At 67.7% G+C, this 17,831-nt stretch carries 18 protein-coding genes; 9 read left to right on the top strand and 9 right to left on the bottom strand.

Annotated features, from left to right (window positions below; all coding sequences use genetic code 11):
* Positions 1-5: 5 nt before the first annotated feature.
* Positions 6-578 carry a hypothetical protein gene (locus NGM07_RS09210; RefSeq protein ID WP_253519762.1) on the bottom strand — a complete coding sequence of 191 codons (573 nt, stop codon included), beginning with the start codon at positions 576-578 and terminating at the stop codon, positions 6-8.
* On the bottom strand, positions 575-952 hold the full coding sequence (locus tag NGM07_RS09205) for a DUF7971 family protein (RefSeq protein ID WP_253519760.1): 378 nt from the start codon (positions 950-952) through the stop codon (positions 575-577). The genes NGM07_RS09210 and NGM07_RS09205 overlap by 4 nt, the downstream gene beginning before the upstream one ends.
* A 108-nt stretch (positions 953-1,060) precedes the next feature.
* Here NGM07_RS09205 and NGM07_RS09200 point away from each other — a divergent pair, with 108 nt between their 5' ends.
* Complete coding sequence (locus tag NGM07_RS09200; protein ID WP_253519758.1) at positions 1,061-1,480, top strand: MoaD/ThiS family protein; 420 nt, start codon at positions 1,061-1,063, stop codon at positions 1,478-1,480.
* A 10-nt stretch (positions 1,481-1,490) separates the two neighbouring features.
* Here NGM07_RS09200 and NGM07_RS09195 read toward each other — a convergent pair whose 3' ends face one another.
* The 7 genes from NGM07_RS09195 to NGM07_RS09165 form a co-directional block, all read right to left on the bottom strand.
* Positions 1,491-3,272: an outer membrane protein assembly factor BamB family protein gene (locus tag NGM07_RS09195; RefSeq protein ID WP_253519756.1), complete on the bottom strand. Its 1,782-nt coding sequence runs from the start codon at positions 3,270-3,272 to the stop codon at positions 1,491-1,493.
* A 127-nt stretch (positions 3,273-3,399) separates the two neighbouring features.
* Positions 3,400-4,236: a GNAT family N-acetyltransferase gene (locus NGM07_RS09190; RefSeq protein WP_253519754.1), complete on the bottom strand. Its 837-nt coding sequence runs from the start codon at positions 4,234-4,236 to the stop codon at positions 3,400-3,402.
* Between the two features lie 62 nt (positions 4,237-4,298).
* The gene (arcS, locus tag NGM07_RS09185; protein ID WP_253519752.1) at positions 4,299-6,050 is read right to left on the bottom strand and encodes an archaeosine synthase subunit alpha; all 1,752 of its coding nucleotides are present in this window, start codon (positions 6,048-6,050) and stop codon (positions 4,299-4,301) included.
* A 139-nt stretch (positions 6,051-6,189) separates the two neighbouring features.
* A complete protein-coding gene (locus tag NGM07_RS09180; RefSeq protein WP_253519750.1) occupies positions 6,190-6,855 on the bottom strand; it encodes a helix-turn-helix domain-containing protein in 666 nt (221 codons plus the stop codon).
* A gap of 205 nt (positions 6,856-7,060) precedes the next feature.
* Complete coding sequence (gene tgtA / locus NGM07_RS09175; protein ID WP_253519747.1) at positions 7,061-8,539, bottom strand: tRNA guanosine(15) transglycosylase TgtA; 1,479 nt, start codon at positions 8,537-8,539, stop codon at positions 7,061-7,063.
* 128 nt (positions 8,540-8,667) lie between these two features.
* Positions 8,668-10,083 (bottom strand): GntP family permease, encoded by a 1,416-nt coding sequence (locus NGM07_RS09170; RefSeq protein ID WP_253519745.1) that lies wholly within the window; start codon positions 10,081-10,083, stop codon positions 8,668-8,670.
* Between the two features lie 98 nt (positions 10,084-10,181).
* Positions 10,182-10,793, bottom strand: a complete 612-nt coding sequence (locus tag NGM07_RS09165; RefSeq protein ID WP_253519742.1) for an NUDIX hydrolase — start codon at positions 10,791-10,793, stop codon at positions 10,182-10,184.
* Between the two features lie 420 nt (positions 10,794-11,213).
* On the opposite strand from NGM07_RS09165, the gene NGM07_RS09160 reads away from it, so the two are divergent.
* From NGM07_RS09160 to NGM07_RS09125, 8 genes are all read left to right on the top strand, one after another.
* Positions 11,214-12,383: a hypothetical protein gene (locus NGM07_RS09160; protein WP_253519739.1), complete on the top strand. Its 1,170-nt coding sequence runs from the start codon at positions 11,214-11,216 to the stop codon at positions 12,381-12,383.
* 72 nt (positions 12,384-12,455) lie between these two features.
* Positions 12,456-12,725: a hypothetical protein gene (locus NGM07_RS09155; protein ID WP_253519737.1), complete on the top strand. Its 270-nt coding sequence runs from the start codon at positions 12,456-12,458 to the stop codon at positions 12,723-12,725.
* Between the two features lie 78 nt (positions 12,726-12,803).
* Positions 12,804-12,950: a hypothetical protein gene (locus NGM07_RS09150; RefSeq protein WP_253519734.1), complete on the top strand. Its 147-nt coding sequence runs from the start codon at positions 12,804-12,806 to the stop codon at positions 12,948-12,950.
* Positions 12,951-13,161: 211 nt separating this feature from the next.
* The gene (locus tag NGM07_RS09145) at positions 13,162-14,511 is read left to right on the top strand and encodes an ABC transporter substrate-binding protein (protein ID WP_253519731.1); all 1,350 of its coding nucleotides are present in this window, start codon (positions 13,162-13,164) and stop codon (positions 14,509-14,511) included.
* Between the two features lie 39 nt (positions 14,512-14,550).
* Positions 14,551-15,480 (top strand): carbohydrate ABC transporter permease, encoded by a 930-nt coding sequence (locus NGM07_RS09140; protein ID WP_253519728.1) that lies wholly within the window; start codon positions 14,551-14,553, stop codon positions 15,478-15,480.
* Complete coding sequence (locus tag NGM07_RS09135; RefSeq protein WP_253519725.1) at positions 15,477-16,400, top strand: carbohydrate ABC transporter permease; 924 nt, start codon at positions 15,477-15,479, stop codon at positions 16,398-16,400. Before NGM07_RS09140 ends, NGM07_RS09135 begins: the two co-directional genes overlap by 4 nt.
* A 33-nt stretch (positions 16,401-16,433) precedes the next feature.
* Positions 16,434-17,594 (top strand): ABC transporter ATP-binding protein, encoded by a 1,161-nt coding sequence (locus NGM07_RS09130; protein WP_253519722.1) that lies wholly within the window; start codon positions 16,434-16,436, stop codon positions 17,592-17,594.
* A gap of 2 nt (positions 17,595-17,596) precedes the next feature.
* Complete coding sequence (locus tag NGM07_RS09125; protein WP_253519719.1) at positions 17,597-17,770, top strand: hypothetical protein; 174 nt, start codon at positions 17,597-17,599, stop codon at positions 17,768-17,770.
* Positions 17,771-17,831: the final 61 nt, after the last annotated feature.

Genomic DNA, 17,831 nt, shown 5'->3' with positions numbered 1-17,831 from the left:
GCGGGCTACCCCGCACGGCCGCGACGGTGCCCGCCGAGGTAACCGGCGACCGCACCGACGACCGCGGCGAGCAGGCCCGCGGGAAGGGCGAAAGTGGTGAGCGCTGGGCCGGCGAGGAGGGCCGCGACCCGCCCGGTTGCGAGGAGCAGGCCCGCCGAAACGCCGAGGAGCGTCGACAGCGCGACCGTCGCGACGCCGTGGCGCGCGCCGCGACGGCCCGCGTCGCCCCAGTCGTTTCGGGAGGACGCGCTGTCGCATCGGCGGTGCCGGCGGCCTCGGCCGCCGGCACCGCCGAGCCATCCGGCGCCGAACGCCCCGAGCGGGACCGAAAGCGCCGTCGCCGCCGCGGTCGTCGCGACCGCGTTCTCGGGGAGTCCGGCCATCAGCAGGAACGCGGGCAGTGTCTGGAACCCGAGGACGACGACTGTGCCGGCGGCCACTGCACCGCCGTCGAGTCGCCGGCCGCGTCGCTGGCGCGCCTTGGCCCGTCGGACGCGCCCGAGCGCGTCCGAGGAGTCGTCGGCCGCGGCGGTCCCGTCGGGATTTCCGTCCTCGCCGCTCTCGCCCACGGTCGTCACTTGCCGGGTCGGATGCCGTCGCTCACGAGGCGGGCGTGGCGCTCGCGGTCGATGTTCTCCGCGAGTTCCTCGTGGTCGTACAGCTGTCGGGCGAGCGCCGACATCAGGTCGCGCCACGCCATCGCGTAGATGGGCGACTGGCCCCACGCCCGGAGTTCGGCCACGAAGTCGTCGTACTGCTCCCAGCGGTGCTCGAAGCGTTCGAGCGCGTCGACCGCCGCGCCCGGTCCGTCGGTTTCCTCGTCGGCTATCGCGCGGTTCAGCCGGTTCTCCCAGCCCTCGACCGCCCGTCGCATGTCGCGGGCGGCGTCCTCGCCGTCGCTCGGAAGCGAGTCGAGAATCGGCTCGGGAACGGTGAGCGAAATCTCGTCCATGCTCCCCGGTTGTGCGGCATCGTTCAAATAGCTAGGCAGGTCGCCGCGGAGACTCGGCCGAACGTGTTCGGGGTGCTTCTTTCGCCGCCCGAGCGCCTCCATGCGAACATGGAAGCGACTGACGAACGCGCGCACGCTCACGAGCGGTCGGCCCGGTCGGGAACGTCCGAAACCACCGTGACGGTCCGCTGTACCGGCCACGTCCGGTCGGCGGTCGGTCGCCCGCGACTCGACTGGACGTTCGAGGGGACGACGCTCCGGGCGTTGCTCGACTCGTTCTTCGAGGCCCACGACGTGAAGGACCTCCTCATCGCCGAAACCGAGGACGAAGCCACCACCCGCGGGTGGGCGGCGGTGCCCGGCGAACTCCCGGGCATCTGGGAGAAGAACCCCGAGGGCAAGCAGACCCGCCAGTTCGCCCGGGTACTCGTGAACGGGACGTTCAACGAGCACCTCGACGGTTTAGATACCGAACTCGAAGCCGGCGACCGGGTGTCGCTGGTGTACCCATTCATCTACTGCTGTTAGCCGACTCGACTCACTCCGTCCGGAGTCGTATCGTCGCGGTGTCGGTTTCGCCGTCCCCGTCGGTGACCCGGAGGACGACCTCGCGGGTCTGGGTGCCGCAGGCGTCCTCGAACTCGACCTCGATTCGCCGCCCGGTTCGCTCGAAGTCGGCGCTGCTCCCGCCGGTGTCCCACTCGAATTTGGTGATTTCTCCCTCGGCGACAGTGGAACTCGATGCGTCGAGTTCCACTGTCGCGCCCGCCGGGAGCGTCCGCTCCTCGGCGTCGGCGGGCGTCGTCTCGATGCGCGCCGTCGGCGGGGAGTGTTCGGCGTCCCGGACATCGACGGTCACGGTTTCGCTCGCCGTCCAGCCGAACGAGTCCTCGACGGTGACGCGGACCTCGTGTGTCCCCGCCTCCTCGAAGGCGTGTTCGACCTCGCCGGAGTCGGTCGTGCGGTCGACTTCGCCGCCGGCGCCGAAGTCCCAGCGGTACTCGACGATTCGGTCGACGACCGTGATGCCCTCGTTGGCCTGCGCGTTGGCCCAGAACGTCACCGGTTCGCCCTTCCTCGGCTCTTTCGGGTACGTCTCCGGCGAGAGGGCCGGACCGGCCTCCCACTCGGACTCGTCTTCGCCGACCGCGTGGAGCGCCCCGCCAGACGTGATGCTGTACGTTCCGAGGTATGCCCGTCCGTCGGCTACCGTGACGGCGGCCCATCCGCCGTCTGCGGCTTCGACCTGCAGTAACTGCCCCGACAGCGACCCGTCTTCGACATCGAACGCGAGCAGTCCGCCGTGACTCGTGGCGACGTAGACGGTGCCGTCGGCGACGGTCGGAGGTGACCGCAGCGAAACCCCTTCGTGGTCGAACGTCCACAGAGCCTCGCCCGTCTTCGCGTCGAGCGCGCGGAGGTCACCGTCGGCGTGGTAGACCGTCCCGTCGGCGACCGCGATGGAACCGTGCAGGTCGACGCGCGGCGACCCGTCGCCGATTTCGACTCGCCACCGGCTCTTGCCCGTCTCGGCGTTCAGCGCGGTCAGCACGTTGGTTCCGACGTAGACGGTGCCGTCTCCGACCGTCGGTGTCGAGACCGACCCGACGGACCTTCGCCAGCGTTCGGACCCCGTCTCCGCGTCGAGCGCGACGACCCGACCCTCCCGGTCGGCGACGAAGACGATGCCGTCCGCCACCGCTGGCGTCGACGCGACGCTCTCGTCGGCGTAGCCGCCGTCAGTTCGGTATCCCCACCGGACGCTCCCGTCGCCCGCGTCGAGCGCGTAGACCCCGTCTTCGGTGCTGACGTACACCGCGTCGCCGGAGACTGTCGGTGACGTGGTCGTGCCGTGGTCGACCGACCACTGGACGTCCCCCGTGTCTGCGTCGAGCGCGTGGACGTTTCGCTCGTCGCCGACGTAGACGGTGCCGTCGGCGACGGCCGCCGCCGAACGCGCCATCCCGGTCAGTTCCGTCTTCCAACGCGGTCGCCCCGTCTCGGCGTCGACGGCGTAGGCGGCTCCCTTCCCCGACTGGATGTCGCTCTGGACCATGGCGAGGTATATCGTCCCGTCGACGACGGCGGGGGCACCGCGGACGCCGGCCCACGACCCTTCGAATTTCCACTGCTGGGCAAGATATCGCTTCGGACCGACGCGGTCCGGCGCGTACCCGGTGTTGGCCGCGTCGAACTGGAACTGCCCGCGCGTGGCCGACGCGCCCGACTGCGAGTCCGTACTCGTCACGACTCCCGTCCCGTCGAGCGCTGCCGCCGCGGCAGCAGCGCTCAGGAACGCCCGCCGGTTGTAGTTGGACATGCGACTAGTCGGTGGACGAACCAATATTTCCTTATTCGGCGGATAAAGACCCGAGAATCGTCCTACGCTGTAGATAAACGTTCCAGCCGAATCGAACGTCGCGGCGGGGAGTGTACGCCCGAACCGGCTAAAGTCGCTTCGCCATCTGGACTTCGTCGACGAGGTCGCCGTCGACGTTGTAGTGGTCGGCGCGGGTCGCCTCGCGCTCCCAGCCGTACTCGTCGAGCAGTTCCAGCGCATCCTCGTTGGTCGCCGGGAGGCTCTGGTAGACCTTGAGACACTCCTCCTCGTCGGCCCACGCCACGCCGCGTTCGAGCAGCGTCCCGCCGACGCCGCGCTCGCGGTACTCCGGCGCGACGCCGACCGTGAGTTCGGCGGTGTGGTCCCGGGCCGGGAGTTCGAATCCCTGGACGTGGACCCAGCCGATTATCTCGCGGTCGGCGTCGTCGCCCTCGTCGCTCCCCTCGCTTTCACTGTCCGCGTCCTCGCCCGCGATTTCGGCGACGAACACCATCCGGGACTCGCGCTCGTTGAGTCGGACCAGCGCGTCGTCGCGTTCGATAGCGTCGGCCACCCGCTCGTCGACGACGATGGCGCCCTCGGCGGCGATCTCGCGGATGAGTTCGGCGACCTCGTCGCGGTCGGACTCGTCGGCCGGCCGGACGGTGTACTCGAACCCGTCCGTCTCGTGGGTCGCGGGTTCGGCGTCGGGCGAGACGTATAGTTTCCCGTCGCGCTCGGTCAGCGGTCCCGAGCCGAGCAGTTCGTCGATGTACTCGTTGAAGTCGGCGACCGAGAGCCTGGCCGCGGATTCGGTGCCCGACCGGGGCGGTTTGGCCCCGTCGGTTTCCTCGATGCGGACCGCGTCCCGGACCTCCTCGCGGGTGGCGGCACCGCGGCGCTCGACGTAGCGGTAGATGCGACTTTCGACGTCGCTTTCGAACTCCAGTCGGGGTGTCCCCATGTCGGTGTTCGCTACGCCGTCGCCGCCCAAGGTTATTGCCCGGATAAGGCGGCGTTATGCTCTCACTTCTCCTCGACGTGGCGGACCGTGGTCGCGATGCCGCGGGTGCTCTCGGCCATCTCCGGGCCGGTCATCTCCGCGCGACCGACCGCGAACGCGCTCGGCCCCTCGACGACCACCTCGTCGCCGACCCGGATGTCGTCGGCGGCGTCGATCACGCCGGGCGCGAGCACGCTCCCGTGGGGTGCGAAATCGTCGATCTCGACCCGCTTGGTCGGGGCGTCGGACTCGACCCAGTGGCGGCCACCTTCGAGGGTGAACGAGAGCACGCCGTACTGGGGAACCATCGCGGCTAGCTGAGTGCCCTCGGCGTCCTGCACCCGGAGTTTCGGGTAGCGGCTCTCGGTCTGCACGTCGGCGAACAGGGCGTCGCCGGCGCCGTCGCCGAACTGGTAGTCGGCGATGGCCTTGACGGTGTTGTGCTGGCGCTCGCGCTTGCCGTACTTGAGTTCGCCGTCGAGGGTCCGCATCAGGTTGCCCAGCGATTCGGTGGTCGTGGGGTGGTCCTCGACCGTGTACTCGAACTCCATGCCGAGTTCGGCCTCGACGCGCTCGCAGACGTCGCGGTAGCCGTGTTCGGGCACGTGGGCGATGACTCGCGGGTAGTCGTTGCGTTCGAGGTAGCGTCGGAGTACCGCGGCGACGAACTGCTTCTCGTCCTCGGACCACCGTCCCGTCACCACCGAGTCGTAGTGCTGAGCGGGGTAGGTGAGTTCGAGTTCCTGGGGGACGACGCCGATGGGCGAGGTCATCGAGACGGTGTGGCCCCGGAACTGGATGGCGTCGTGGAACTGGCCGTGGCTCTGGGACTCGCTGTAGGGCTTCTTCGCCGAGCAGGGCACGAGGACGAGGGGGTTGTCGAACCGGTTGCGGTAGCGCCCGGTCACCCGGTCGGCGAACCGCTGTATCTCGACCCGCCGGAGGGTGTCCTCGGTCGCCGCGGCGAGTTCGGCGTCCCGGATGACGGGCGTGCGCTCCTCGACGTAGGCCCACTGCTGGTCGAACTCCCGGAACGCGGCGGTGAGCCACTGCTCGTGGCGGGCCTGCCCCTCGATGTAATCACGGAGGCGGCCCGCCCGGATGCGCTCGCGGACGATGCCGAGTTCGGCCCGGAGGGCGTTCTCGTTGTGCTCGGCGCAGTCCTCGCGGGTGAACTCCGACACGGGCTTTCGGCAGGCCGGGCAGGCGCAGGGCAACTCCGAGAGGTCTTCGAGGTAGTGGCTCCCTTCGGTGGTGAGGTACTTGCCCTCGGTGCCGGTGACCACGGCTTTGTCGGTGTCGACGAGGTCCACGCCAGCGGAGACAAGCGTGGCGACGTTCGCGGGCGTGGCGACGCCCGGGAGGTAGAGCGCGCTGTCGGCCGGAATCGCCTCGCGGGTTTCGACGATGGCCTCCCGGAAGCCCGCGCCGTGGCCGACGAACCCCTGGGCGCCCGAGAGGACGTAGGCGTCGGCGCCGTAGTCGCCCGCAGTTTCGGGCGCGACGACGGCCGCGCTCGGGTAGTCGACGTCGGGGTACTCGGGCGCGAACGAGTCCATCACCTCTTCGTCGGTGCCGCTCGGGAACGCCCGGTGGGGAAGCACCGTCAGGACGTCGTCGCTCCCCTCGGGAACCTCGCGGTCTGCGGTCCAGAGGCTTCCGGCGTCGGCGAGCACGCCGTCGGCTATCGCGGGCGTGGTCACCGACTCCGATAGCCGCAACTCGGCCACGCGGGCCGGGCCGTCGCGGCGGTGAACCTCGAAGTAATCGGTCATACCCTTCGGTCGGGCAGGGAGGGGCAACTATCTTGCGAACGCCGGCCGGCGTTCCCGCAGTCACGGCGGACGTCCCCGCAGTTGCGATCCCGCGGCCCGGCGGCCCTCGCGGCCGCGAGGGCCGCCGAGCCGCCTCGGTTCACTCCTCTTCGGACTCCTTGTCCATCACCAGCGCGTTCGACACGAGGTTCTGGTGCCCACGGCGCAGGCGCTCGGAGATGGCCTGGTGGGAGATGCCGAGGGCCTCGGCCAGGTCGCGGGCTGACGCGTCGCGGGGGACCTCGTAGTAGCCCTCCTCCAGCGCCGTCGTCAGCGCGTCGTACTGCTGTTCGCTCAGCCCGTACTGACTGACGTCTCCGGAGGTGCTGAGTTCGTGGACCTGCTCGATGTTCACGTCCAACCCGCGGTCCTGGCAGTAGTCGTGGGTCTGGGAGAACGACTCGCGGTCCGGAAAGAGGATGCGGAGGTGCCAGCGGTTCCCCTCGCCGTGAGCCTTGAGGATGGCGGCGCCGTGTTCGGTTATCGAGTGAATCAGCACGTCGACCTCGTCGACCCACTCCATCTGGTAGAAACGACCGTCCTGAAGCTCCGAAAGCCGGCGCTCGTTCTCCACCGTCGGGTCGTCGGCCATCGCGTCCTCGAACGCGTCCAGGTCCTCGCCCGTCGCCCAGCAGAACGGCATCACCGACTCGCGGTCGTGGGCGACGACGCGCTCGGCCTGGACCTCCACGTCGCCGACCTTCGGGAGCGTCTCCCGGAGCGCGAACTCCTCGGCGGGAACGCCCAACTGGACGATGGTGCTCATGGGTCGGCTACCACGAAGCGGGTTATAGAAGTTGGCGACGGTTCCTTGCACATGCAAGGATTAATCGACCCGGAGTGTCACGGGAACGAAGGTTCTACTTTCCGGACGTTCGAACGGGGGAGACGAATGGCCTCAGACGTTTCCGACCGAACCGGTCCGTGGCGCGAGGCTCTTCGACCGCGATGGCTCCGGTCGGATTAACTCGCTACTCGGCGCTCAGGTCCACAACGTCCACGTCCTCGGGCACGAGTTCCAGCGCGCTCGCGGGCCAGCCGTGGTGGGCCAGCGTGAACGCCGTCTCGGGGTTCGATTCGGCGAGGCGGGCCACGCCGCGGGCCGCCGCCCGGTAGCCCTCGGCGTCCATGCGCTCGGGCACCTCGGCGGTCAGGGGGTAGGTCTCCGAGAGCGCCCTCGGGAACGGTCCGAACGGGGCGACGACGTTCCACGACTCGTCGTAGCGGTCGCTCGGGCTGCCCTCGGTCAGGAGCACCCGGTCGCCGGGGTCGAGGTCGAGGCGGTCGAGTCGGCGGTGGTGGCGCACCACCTCGGGTCGCCGGGCGCTCTCGCCCGAGAGGTAGAAGAACGCGCCCTTCGACGCCGCGTCCTCGCGTTCGAGTTGGTCGGCGTGGCCGACCAGCGCGCGGTAGCCGTCGAGCATCGCCGGGTGGGCGCGGGCGCGGTTCTCGACCAGTTCGAGCAGGTTTCCGGAGCGGAGCGCCTGCTTGACCGTGCGCATCTCCTCGAAGGTGACGTGGAGGTTGTGCTCGGCCAGCAGTTCCTCGCGTTCGCGGTCGGCCAACTCCCGCAACTCCGTGGGCGTGTGGTCGGCGCAGACCGCACACGAGCAGGGGAAGTAGTCGAGGTCGTCTAGCTGTTCGGTGCCCCTGACGGTGAGGTAGCGGTCGTCGCGGGCGTACAGCGCGTAGGCCGCCGAGTCGAAGAGGTCACAGCCCATCGCCACCGCCAGGGCGAACATCATCGGGTGGCCCGCACCGAAGAGGTGGACCGGCGCGTCGACGCCCAGGCCCCGCTTCGCGCCCGCGACCACGTCGACCATCTCGCCGTAGCGGTAGTCGTTCATCAGCGGAACCACCGCGCCGACCGGGAACACGTCGAGGTCGGTCCCGTCGGCGTGGCGGCCCGCCGTCTCTCGGAGGTCGGGGTAGGTCGACCCCTGGACCGGCGCGTTGACGAGCATCTCGCCGACGTCGACGCCCTCGGCGACTTCGAGGCGCTCCTGGGTCGTGGCGAGTTCCTCCTCGGCGCGCTCGCGGGGGACGTCCGGCGGGGTCGGGATGTCGACCGGGGTCCCGATGTCGCTACCGATGTCGTGCTGGAACTCGAGAATCTCGGGCGTGGTCACGTCTATCTCGCCGTACTCCGCGAGTTGGAAGGAACCGGAGTCGGTCATGATGGCGCCGTCGAAGTCCAGAACGTCGTGGAGTCCGCGCTCCAGGGCGGCGTCGCGGTAGTCGTCGCTCCCGTAGAAGATGTAGGAATTGGTGATGAGAATCTCGGCGCCGAACTCCGAACGCATCCGGGCGGGTTCGACGGTCCTGACGTGGGGGTTGACCACCGGCAGGAGCGCGGGCGTCTCGACGGTCACGCCCGCCCGCGGGACCGTCAGTTCGCCGATGCGACCCAGCGCGTCCTGGTCGCGTATCTCGAAGTGCTCTCTGGTCATTGGCCCGAGGTAACCGGAGAATCGGGGTAAGGGTTCCGTTCCCGACCGCTCGCCTGCAGGCGAGCGGTCGGGAACGACGAACGGTCGGGTGCGACGAACGGTCGGGAACGGCGAGCGCCGTGGGGCGCTCAGGCCAGCGGGAACAGCGACGAGAGGACGAGGACGGTTATCAGCCCCGTCACCGAGACGATGGTCGTCAACGCGGTCCACGTCTTCAGGGTCTCCGCCTGGGTCAGGCCGGCGATCTCCTTGACCAGCCAGAAGCCGCTGTCGTTGTACCACGAGAAGACGTTGCCGCCCGCGCCGATGGCCATCACCAGGTAGGCGGGGTGGACGGCGAGTTGGCTCGTCAGCGGCGCGACGATGCCCGCGGTGGTGAGCATCGCCACCGTCGCCGACCCCTGGGCGACCCGAATCGCGGCGGCGATGGTCCAGGCGGTGACCAGCAGTCCCAGGCCGATGTCGTCGAGTCCGTTCGCGATGTAGTCGCCGACGCCGGCCGCGGCGAGCATCGCGCCGAACGCACCGCCGGCCGCGGTGATGGCCGCGATGTTACCGCCGTTGCGAAGCGCGTCGGTGAGTTCCTCGGACCACTCCGTGCGGTCGAGGTCGCTCCACCGGAGGTAGGTCACGGCCGCCGTCATCGCCGCCAGCGTCAGCGCGAAGGTGGGAGCGCCGACGAAGTCGGTGACCGCACGCAGGTCGCCGACGGTCGCCCGCGAGACGGTCGCGGTGAACGTCCCCGGCAGGTCGGCGTAGTTGTCGCCGAGCGTGGTCATCACGGTGTTGGCGCCGACCAGCACCACGGCGACCAGAATGGGTAGCAGCGACTCGAAGACGCCGGGGAGCTCGGCGGTCGAGCGCTCTGCGAGCTCCGTGAGCTCCTCGCCGGAGGTGTCCATGGAGTCGCGGAGCGGGATGTCGATGCGGCGGTTTATCCACTTGCCGTAGAGGAGGCCGCCGACCAGCGCCGAGGGAATCGCCACCGCGAGGCCGACGAGCATCGTGACGCCGAGCGAGACGCCGATCTCGCTCGCGACGGCGAGCGGGCCGGGCGTCGGCGGGACGAACACGTGGGTCGTCGCCGCGCCCGCGCCGACGACCACGATGTAGAGCGCGTAGTTGTCGCCGATGCGCGCGCGCATCGACCGGGCGAGCGGCGCCATCAGGTAGAATACGTTGTCGAAGAACACCGGAATCGAGAGGAACGAACTGCTCCCCCACAGCGCGAACTCGGCGTTGTCGCGCCCGGTTATCGAGGTGAACGCCCGGACGACGCGTTCGGCGGCCCCGCTCTCCATCATCGATTTGCCGATGACCGCGGCCATCAGGATCGCGATCCCGATGCCGGCCATCTCCTCGCCGAACGCGGAGGCGATCTTCGAGGGAATCTTCGCCAGCGCCACGTCGGGCGCGACCAGGCCGACCGTGATCGCCGCGATGACCAGGCCGAGGAAGGCGGGTAGATCGAGTTTGACGAGCAGTACGATCACGGCCAACACGCCGACCACGAATGCGACCAGCGGGCTATGTGGATACGCCATCTAGATCGTTCGCTGACGTTATGCGGAGAACCACTTTATTATTCTGCATCAAAACGGGTAAAAACGCAAACAAAATTAAAGATGGTGTGGTAAACAGGTCATTCGTACAAAAATTCGTGATAGAGCACGGCGAGGGTCGTCCGGCCGTCTCGGACCTCGTTCGCCGCGACGTGTTCCCGGAGGGCCTCCGGCGTGGTCGTGTCGACGCGAATCGATTCGTTGTGGTCCAGGTCCTGCTCGGCGGTCGGTTCGCAGTCCCGGGCGACGAAGAAGTGCATCAGGCTGTCGGCGATGCCGTTGGCAGGTTCGACGCTGGTCATGAACTCGACCTCGCCGGCCTCGTGGCCGGTTTCCTCGGCAAGTTCGCGGCGGGCCGCCGCGGTCGGGTCGTCGTCCTCGGGTTCCATCCCGCCGACCGGGAGGCTCCGGTTGACGCGCTTGACGGCCTGCCGCCACTCCTCGATGACGACCACGTCGCCGTCGGGGGTGAACGGGAGGACGCAGACGCTCGGGGGTTCGCTGAGGTAGTCGAAGTCGGTTTCGGTGCCGTCGGGCAGGCGCACGTCCTCGTGTTTGACGTCGAACCCCGGGCAGGTGTAGGCGACTTCCGAGGAGAGCGTCTCCCACGACAGGGGGTCGTCGGCGGTCGAAGCGTCGCTCGTGGCGTGCTGGGCGTCCTCGGCGCCATCGGCGTCGTCTCGGTCGGGCATACTCGCCACCACGCGGCGCGACGCGAAAAGGTGCTTCGTTCCGGCGGAACCGGCGGGTCGTTCGTCCGGCGGAACCGGCGGGTCGTTCGGTAACACCGTTCATCACGACCGTGCGGCGAGACGCGAGGACTCAAGTGGTCGCGTCCCGACTTCCCGAGCGCTTCGCCGATTCGACCCGCCGCCGTCGGACTTACGCCCCCGATAACGAACATATTTGTTTGGAGCACACCTCCGGAGAGGGCCCCGAACGTCCGGCGTACCGGTCGTCCGGGCTCTGCCGCACGATGTCCGTTCCCTCACGGAATTACTGTCGGTTAAGGTGGGGTTTACTCGTCCCACTGAGTTTCAGAGGAGGTCTACTCAAGTTACGAACGGTTTCCCTCATTTATGTTCTCCATTCCCGTCCGACGAGAGGAGGCAATGAAGCACACCGACCGACGCGCGTTCCTGACCGGCGTCGCCGGAGTACTGGGCGGTAGTGGACTCGCGGCCGCGCAACCCCGCAAGCACCTCCTCGTCTCGGGCGGCGGTCCGAACCGGACCGTCGAGTACTTCGTCGTCGTCAGCGACGCCATCGAGAAAACCGGCGACGGCGGCGACTCCCCCGTCGCCGACCGCTACGTGACCATCGACCCCGACGATAAACTGCAGGACGGCGCCATCGTCCGGGGGACCGTCGCGGGTGGCGCCGACGCCTTCCGCTACACCGGCGAGGTCATCAACTTCGGCGTCTCGCTCCGCGCCGGAGAGGCGGGCGCCGTGCGAATCTACGACGACGGCCGGCGGGTCGCCCCCGACGCGTTCGGCCAGCACGCCTCGGCCGGCACCCCGATGTCCTTCGTCGACGGCCGCACCGTCCGGGTTTCGGGCGACTGGGCCGAAGTCCGGGCGCACACGACCACGATGTACGCAGACGGCGTGGGCACCGACTACGGCTCGCTCGGGTCCGTCAGCGGCCAGGCGACTCTCTCGCCGACCTGGAACGAGGACAAGCCCTTCGCGCTCGATTCCGTCGAACTCTACGACAAGGAAGGGAGCCTCTCGGCGGTCCACACCGCCGAGAACCCCTTCGCCGGGCCGTGGAACCTCGGCGACGGGGCGTCGCCGAACCTCCGGAAGAGCCCCGAGAGCGCCGAGCAACCCCGAACCGCCGACCCCGCCGACGAGCAGTCGGACGCTCCCGACACCGAGACGGCGACCGAAACCGAGGAGCCGACGACGGAGACCGACCAACCCACGGAAACCGAGACGGAGGAGCCCGAACCGACGACCGAGGCCGACGACCAACCCACGACGACCGAGGCGTCCGAACCGCTCTCGAACCACGTGGTCATCTTCGGCGGCGGCGGGAGCAACACCATCGAGTACGAATTCACCGTCTCCGGCGAGGTCGAGAAGGACGGGAGCGCGGGCGGCGCGCCCATCGACGACCAGTACGTGACCGTCGATTCCGAGGACACCATCTCTGGGTCGACCGTCCGCGGCGCCACCGCCGGGGGCGGCGACGCCTTCCGATTCTCGGGCGAGATTACCTCGCTGAGCGTGAGTGACGGCGGCAAGGCGTACGTCAACGGGTCGCGGCGAGCGTAACCGAACTGCTGCGAATTGGAACCCACTGCGGTCGACCGGAGCGCTTTTTCTCCGCGGGCCGAATCCGGGCGCTTGAACGAATCGGTCGCCTCGGGCGTCGACCGTGTCCTATTCCGCGTCGAGCGTTCGGAACCGCTGTTCTCGACGCCGACGGCGGTGCTGGGGCTCCCGTCGCCGTGGCCGCTCTCGTCGCACCCGGCGTTCGCCAGCGTCGGCGTCTCGCTCGGTAACGTCGACCTCGAACGCGTCCGGTTCGGCGCGTCGACCGCGCGGCGGCCGAACGCCCGATCCTACGGGCTGGCGTTCGACCCGCCGCGCGACGCTGGCGGAGAGTCGGCGTGAACTGAAACGTCGCGGCGTTCTCCACAGCGCGGTCGCTCCCTACGTCCGCCGGAACGAGGACGGCGACCCCGAGCACCTGTGGGACGACCTCCCGTCGGCCTGCTCGGGAGGAACCGCCGGCAGCGGGCGTACTTCGCCGCGACGAAACTCGCACCCGAGCGCCTGCTCGCGCGACCCATGGACGGCGACGTGAGCGGCGGCCGTGACCGGTCGCGGCGGCCGTGACGCTGGTTCGGCGGTGGCCCGGCAGGGCGTCCACGGCCCTGCCGCGAGGCCCGACTGCCTGTTTCGCTCGCGACGTGAACGCGCCTGTCTTCGTGCCGGCGGACGGCGAGCATTATCGGTCAAATACGGCGTTTCGATTGCATGTTTACGACTGAAGTTGAACGTTTATGCACAAATTTTAAATAGCTACTGCTCGGTGTTTGGAACGTCCATGGCAGACAAGCGTTCACACACGCGGCGGCGATTCATCACGGGCGCCGGAACGGCCGGCGTCGCCGCCCTGGCTGGCTGCAGCGGGACGAACAACGATTCCTCGACGACCGAGTCCACCACCGAGTCCGGTTCCGGTGGCGGCGGCACCACGGTCGGGAACACGAAGTCCAGCGGCGAGATGGCCGACAAAATCGTGTTCTACAACGCGGGGAGTCTCCAGTACGACCCCGGCACGAAGAAGAACATCCAGCGGTTCCAGGACGAAACTGGCATCAAGGTCGAGGTCAACGAGGTCCCTTGGAACAACCTCAAGACGAGCCTCACCACGATCTGGCGGAACAAGGGGAGCAAGGTCGACGCATTCAACGGGCCGACCTGGTGGCTCGCCGACTTCGTGCGCTCGGGGTGGCTCGAACCCCTGGGACTCGGCGACGCCCACATGAAGAAGTTCCCCGACAACCTCGCCAACCTCGTCACGTTCGACGGCCAGACGTACATGGCCCCCGAGTTCGGCAAGTGGGGCACGTACCTCTACGACAAGAAGTACCTCTCGCAGAAGGGGTTCGACTCGCCGCCGGACACGTGGGACGACGTGCTGAAGATGGGTAAACAGCTGTCGGGCGGCGACAAGTCCGGGTTCGCGTTCACGTGGGGCAACAAGGACGTCTTCTCGTTCAAGCAGTACCTCTACCAGGCCGGCGGCCAACTGTTCGACGACAGCTACAAGCCGACGTTCGTCGAGAACGGGACGAAGGTACTCAACTTCTTCACCGACCTCCGGAAGGCGGGCGTCTTGCCGGACGGCATCTCGAGCCTCGGCGAGGGCGGCGTCGGCGACGCGTTCATCGCCGGCCAGTACGCCACCGTCGAGTCGTGGACGCCGCTCGGCTCCCGGGCGCTCGACGCCGACGGTTGGGGGAAGAAGCGACTTGGCAGCGCCAAGCCGCCGAAAGGTCCCGGCGGGTCGCGCGCCACGTTCCAGGACACCAACGGCATCTCGGTGTCGGCGTTCTCGAAGCGCAAGAACGCCGCCAAGAAGTTCGCGAAGTTCATGACGACCCAGCAGTCCTCGAAGACGAACATGCTCGTGGAGGGTAACCCGGCCGTCGTCCCGGCAGTCTACGAGGACTCTGAACTCCGGTCGAAGTACCCCTCGTGGCTGCTCGACGACATGAAGTTCAACCTCGAACACGCCAAGAGCGAAACCTACCTCGCCCAACCGCAGGTCGACGACTACCTCTCCGAGCAGATTACGCCGGCGCTCCTGGGCAACAAGGACCCCCAGGCGGCGCTCACGAAGGCCCGGGACAACATCAAGCGCCTCTATCAGGACATCGGCATCCTGTAGTCGGCCGGTATCGCCGCACTAACGTCTCTCACTTCACTGATGACACAGACAGAACGTTCGACGCGACGGTTGTTAGACAGACTGTTCGTCCCGCTTACGGTCGGGCCGACGCTGCTGTGGATAGCCGGCATCATCGTCTATCCGACGGCGAAGCTGTTCTGGTCCAGCCTATTCTGGACCAACCCCATCACGGGCGCCAGGGAGTTCGTCGGCCTCCGGAACTTCGAGCGACTGCTGTTGCAGTCCGGCGGGTGGCTCGGCACCTTCAACCCCGAATTCATATCGTACACCTGGCACACCGTCGTCTACGTCGGGTTCAGCGTTACCATCTCGTTCCTGCTCGGCCTCGGCATCGCCATCCTACTCGACAAGGACCTCGCGGGCCGGGGCTGGTTCAGGACCGCGGTAATCGTGCCGTGGATTCTGCCGTACGTGATGAGCGGGCTGATGTGGCGCTGGATGTTCCAGACTCAGTACGGCGCCATCAACGGTGTGCTCGTCCAGTCCGGACTAATCGGGAGTAAGATCGCGTTCCTCTCGGACGGGACGCTCGCGATGATGGCGCTCATCATCGCCGACGTGTGGGTGTTCACGCCATTCATCATCATCATCCTGCTCGCGGGCCTCCAGAACGTGCCCGAGCAACTCTACGACGCCGCCGAGGTCGACGGCGCGAGCCGATGGTCGCGGTTCCGGAACGTCACGTACCCGTTCCTGAAACCGTCGATTCTGGTCGCGCTGACCATCCGCATCATCTTCGACATCCGCGCGCTCGACCTCGTCTGGGTCATGACTCAGGGCGGCCCGGGCAAGAGCACGGAGGTGTGGGCCTCCTGGCTGTATCGAACCGCGCAGGTCTTCGCGAAACCCGGTGAGGGCGCCGCGCTCGGCGTCGTGATGCTCGCGGTGACGTTCGGCATCGTCGCGGTGTTGTACAAGGTATTCGGCGAAACTCCCTACGAGACATGAGCACGAAACGTTCAACCCTCGACCGACTCGTCGCACCGTTCGGCGTCGACGCCGAGACGGACGAGTGGTCCGCGGTGCGACGGGAGCGACTCGTCGCCTACGGACTGTTGTCGGTGTACGTGTTCGTGGTGTGGTTCCCCATCTACTACATCTTCATCACGAGCATCCAGCCGACCTCGGAGGTGCTTTCCCTCCCCGTCAACTTCCTGCCCCAGCAGGCGACCGGGCAGAACTACGTCGACATCTTCGCCAACCGGCCGTTCGAGGCGTACACGCTCAACAGCGTCATCGTCGCGACGACCACGACGGTTGTCTGCGTGACGCTGGGGACGCTGTCGGGCTACACGTTCTCGCGGTACAACTTCCTGGGGAACAAGGCGCTGTTGCTCTCGATCGTCGGCGCGCGGATGATTCCGCCGATCGCGCTCATCGTGCCGTTCTTCTCGATCATGAGCAACCCGCCGCTCATCGGCGGATTCACCGGGAGCCTCTACGACACGAAGATCGCACTGATCCTGACGTACACGTTCTTCAACCTCCCGTTCGCGGTGTGGATAATGAAGAACTACTTCGACGGCGTGCCCGAGAGCCTCGACGAGCAGGCTCAGGTCGACGGCTGTTCGCGCTGGGAGGGCTTCTTCAAGGTCGTCCTGCCGGTGGCGAAACCGGGAATCGCGGCGACCGCCATCCTGGCGTTCATCTTCTCGTGGAACGAGTTCGTGTTCGCGCTCGTGCTCACGTCGTCCGAACAGGCCCAGACGCTGCCCATCGCGGTGTCGCTGTTCGTGGCCGACGACTTCGTCGACTGGGCCCACCTGGCGGCCGGCGGAATAATCGCGGCGCTGCCGGGCATCCTCTTCGGCCTGTTCTTCCAGCGCTACATCGTCAGCGGACTCACCCAAGGAGCTGTCAAAGAATGAATTCGGAACTCACGACTACCGACGGAGGTATCGATGGCTGAAGTCACTCTCACCGACTTGGTCAAGAAGTTCGACGACGTGGTCGCGGTCGACGGCATCTCGCTCGACGTGCCCGACGAGAGCTTCACGGTGCTGGTCGGACCGTCGGGCTGTGGCAAGACCACCACCCTGCGGCTGGTGGCGGGACTCGAACGCGCGTCCGATGGCACCATCGCCATCGGCGACGAGGTGGTCAACGACCGGCGGGCGTACGAGCGCGACATCGCGATGGTGTTCCAGAACTACGCGCTGTACCCCCACAAGACCGTCGAGGAGAACATGCGCTTCGGCCTCGAACAGCAAGGCACCGACGAGGATGTCATCGAGGAGCGGGTGGCCGACGCGGCCGAACTCCTCCAAATCGGGGAGTTGCTCGACCGGCGACCCTCGGAACTGTCGGGCGGCCAGCAACAGCGGGTCGCGCTCGGCCGCGCTATCGTCCGGGACCCCGACGTGTTCCTGATGGACGAACCGCTGAGCAATCTCGACGCGAAGCTCCGCGTTCAGATGCGCGCCGAACTCAACAAACTCCACGACGAACTCGACACCACGACGGTGTACGTCACCCACGACCAGATCGAGGCGATGACGCTGGCCGACCAGATCGCGGTGATGGACGCCGGGGAGATACAGCAGGTCGGCCCGCCCACGTTCGTCTACGACAACCCCCGGAACATGTTCGTCGCCGACTTCCTCGGCAGCCCCTCGATGAACTTCCTCGAAGGTGACCTCGAACGGCGCGAGGACGGACTCGTCCTCGACGTCGGCCCCATCGAACACGAGGTGCCCGCCGAGTACCGCGAACACCTCGCGGGCCGCGACGGCGAGCGGGTGGTGATCGGGGTCAGACCCGAACACGTCACGCTCCGGCCCGACGGAGTGCCGGTGACCGTGAACGTCGTCGAACCGCAGGGCGAGAAGACGGTCCTCGAACTCGGCCTCGAAGACCAGACCATCAAGGCTTCCGTCGACCCCGGCGTGCCGGTGGAGACGAACGACCACGCGAGCGTCGAGTTCGACCGCGACTCGGTCCACTACTTCGACGCCTCGACCGGCGAGTGTCTCACGTTCGTCGAGGAAGCGGAGTCGGAGACGGACGCTCCCGCGGCGGCCGAGTCGGACGGCGAGACGGTCGTCGACGGTAGCGAGGTGTGAGCGTGACGGTGCCGGACGCGCGCGTGAGCGTGGAGGGGTCGGACGCTGTCCTGTTCGCGCTCGGCGCGGGGCTGACGGCGCTGTCGGTCTTCAACTACGCTACATCGACGTACGGCGGTTCGATGCTGGCGGGCATCGGAGCCGTCCTGACGTTCGCGTTCGTTCTCCTCGATTGAACGGACCGCCGCGAGCGAAAACAAAAAGGTCCCCGGTCCCATCCACGACGGTAGCGAACAG

It is taken from the genome of Halorussus vallis, assembly GCF_024138165.1.
GTDB lineage: Archaea > Halobacteriota > Halobacteria > Halobacteriales > Haladaptataceae > Halorussus > Halorussus vallis.
Note: the sequence above shows the minus strand (reverse complement) of the source record. Positions and strands in the feature narration are given on the sequence as shown.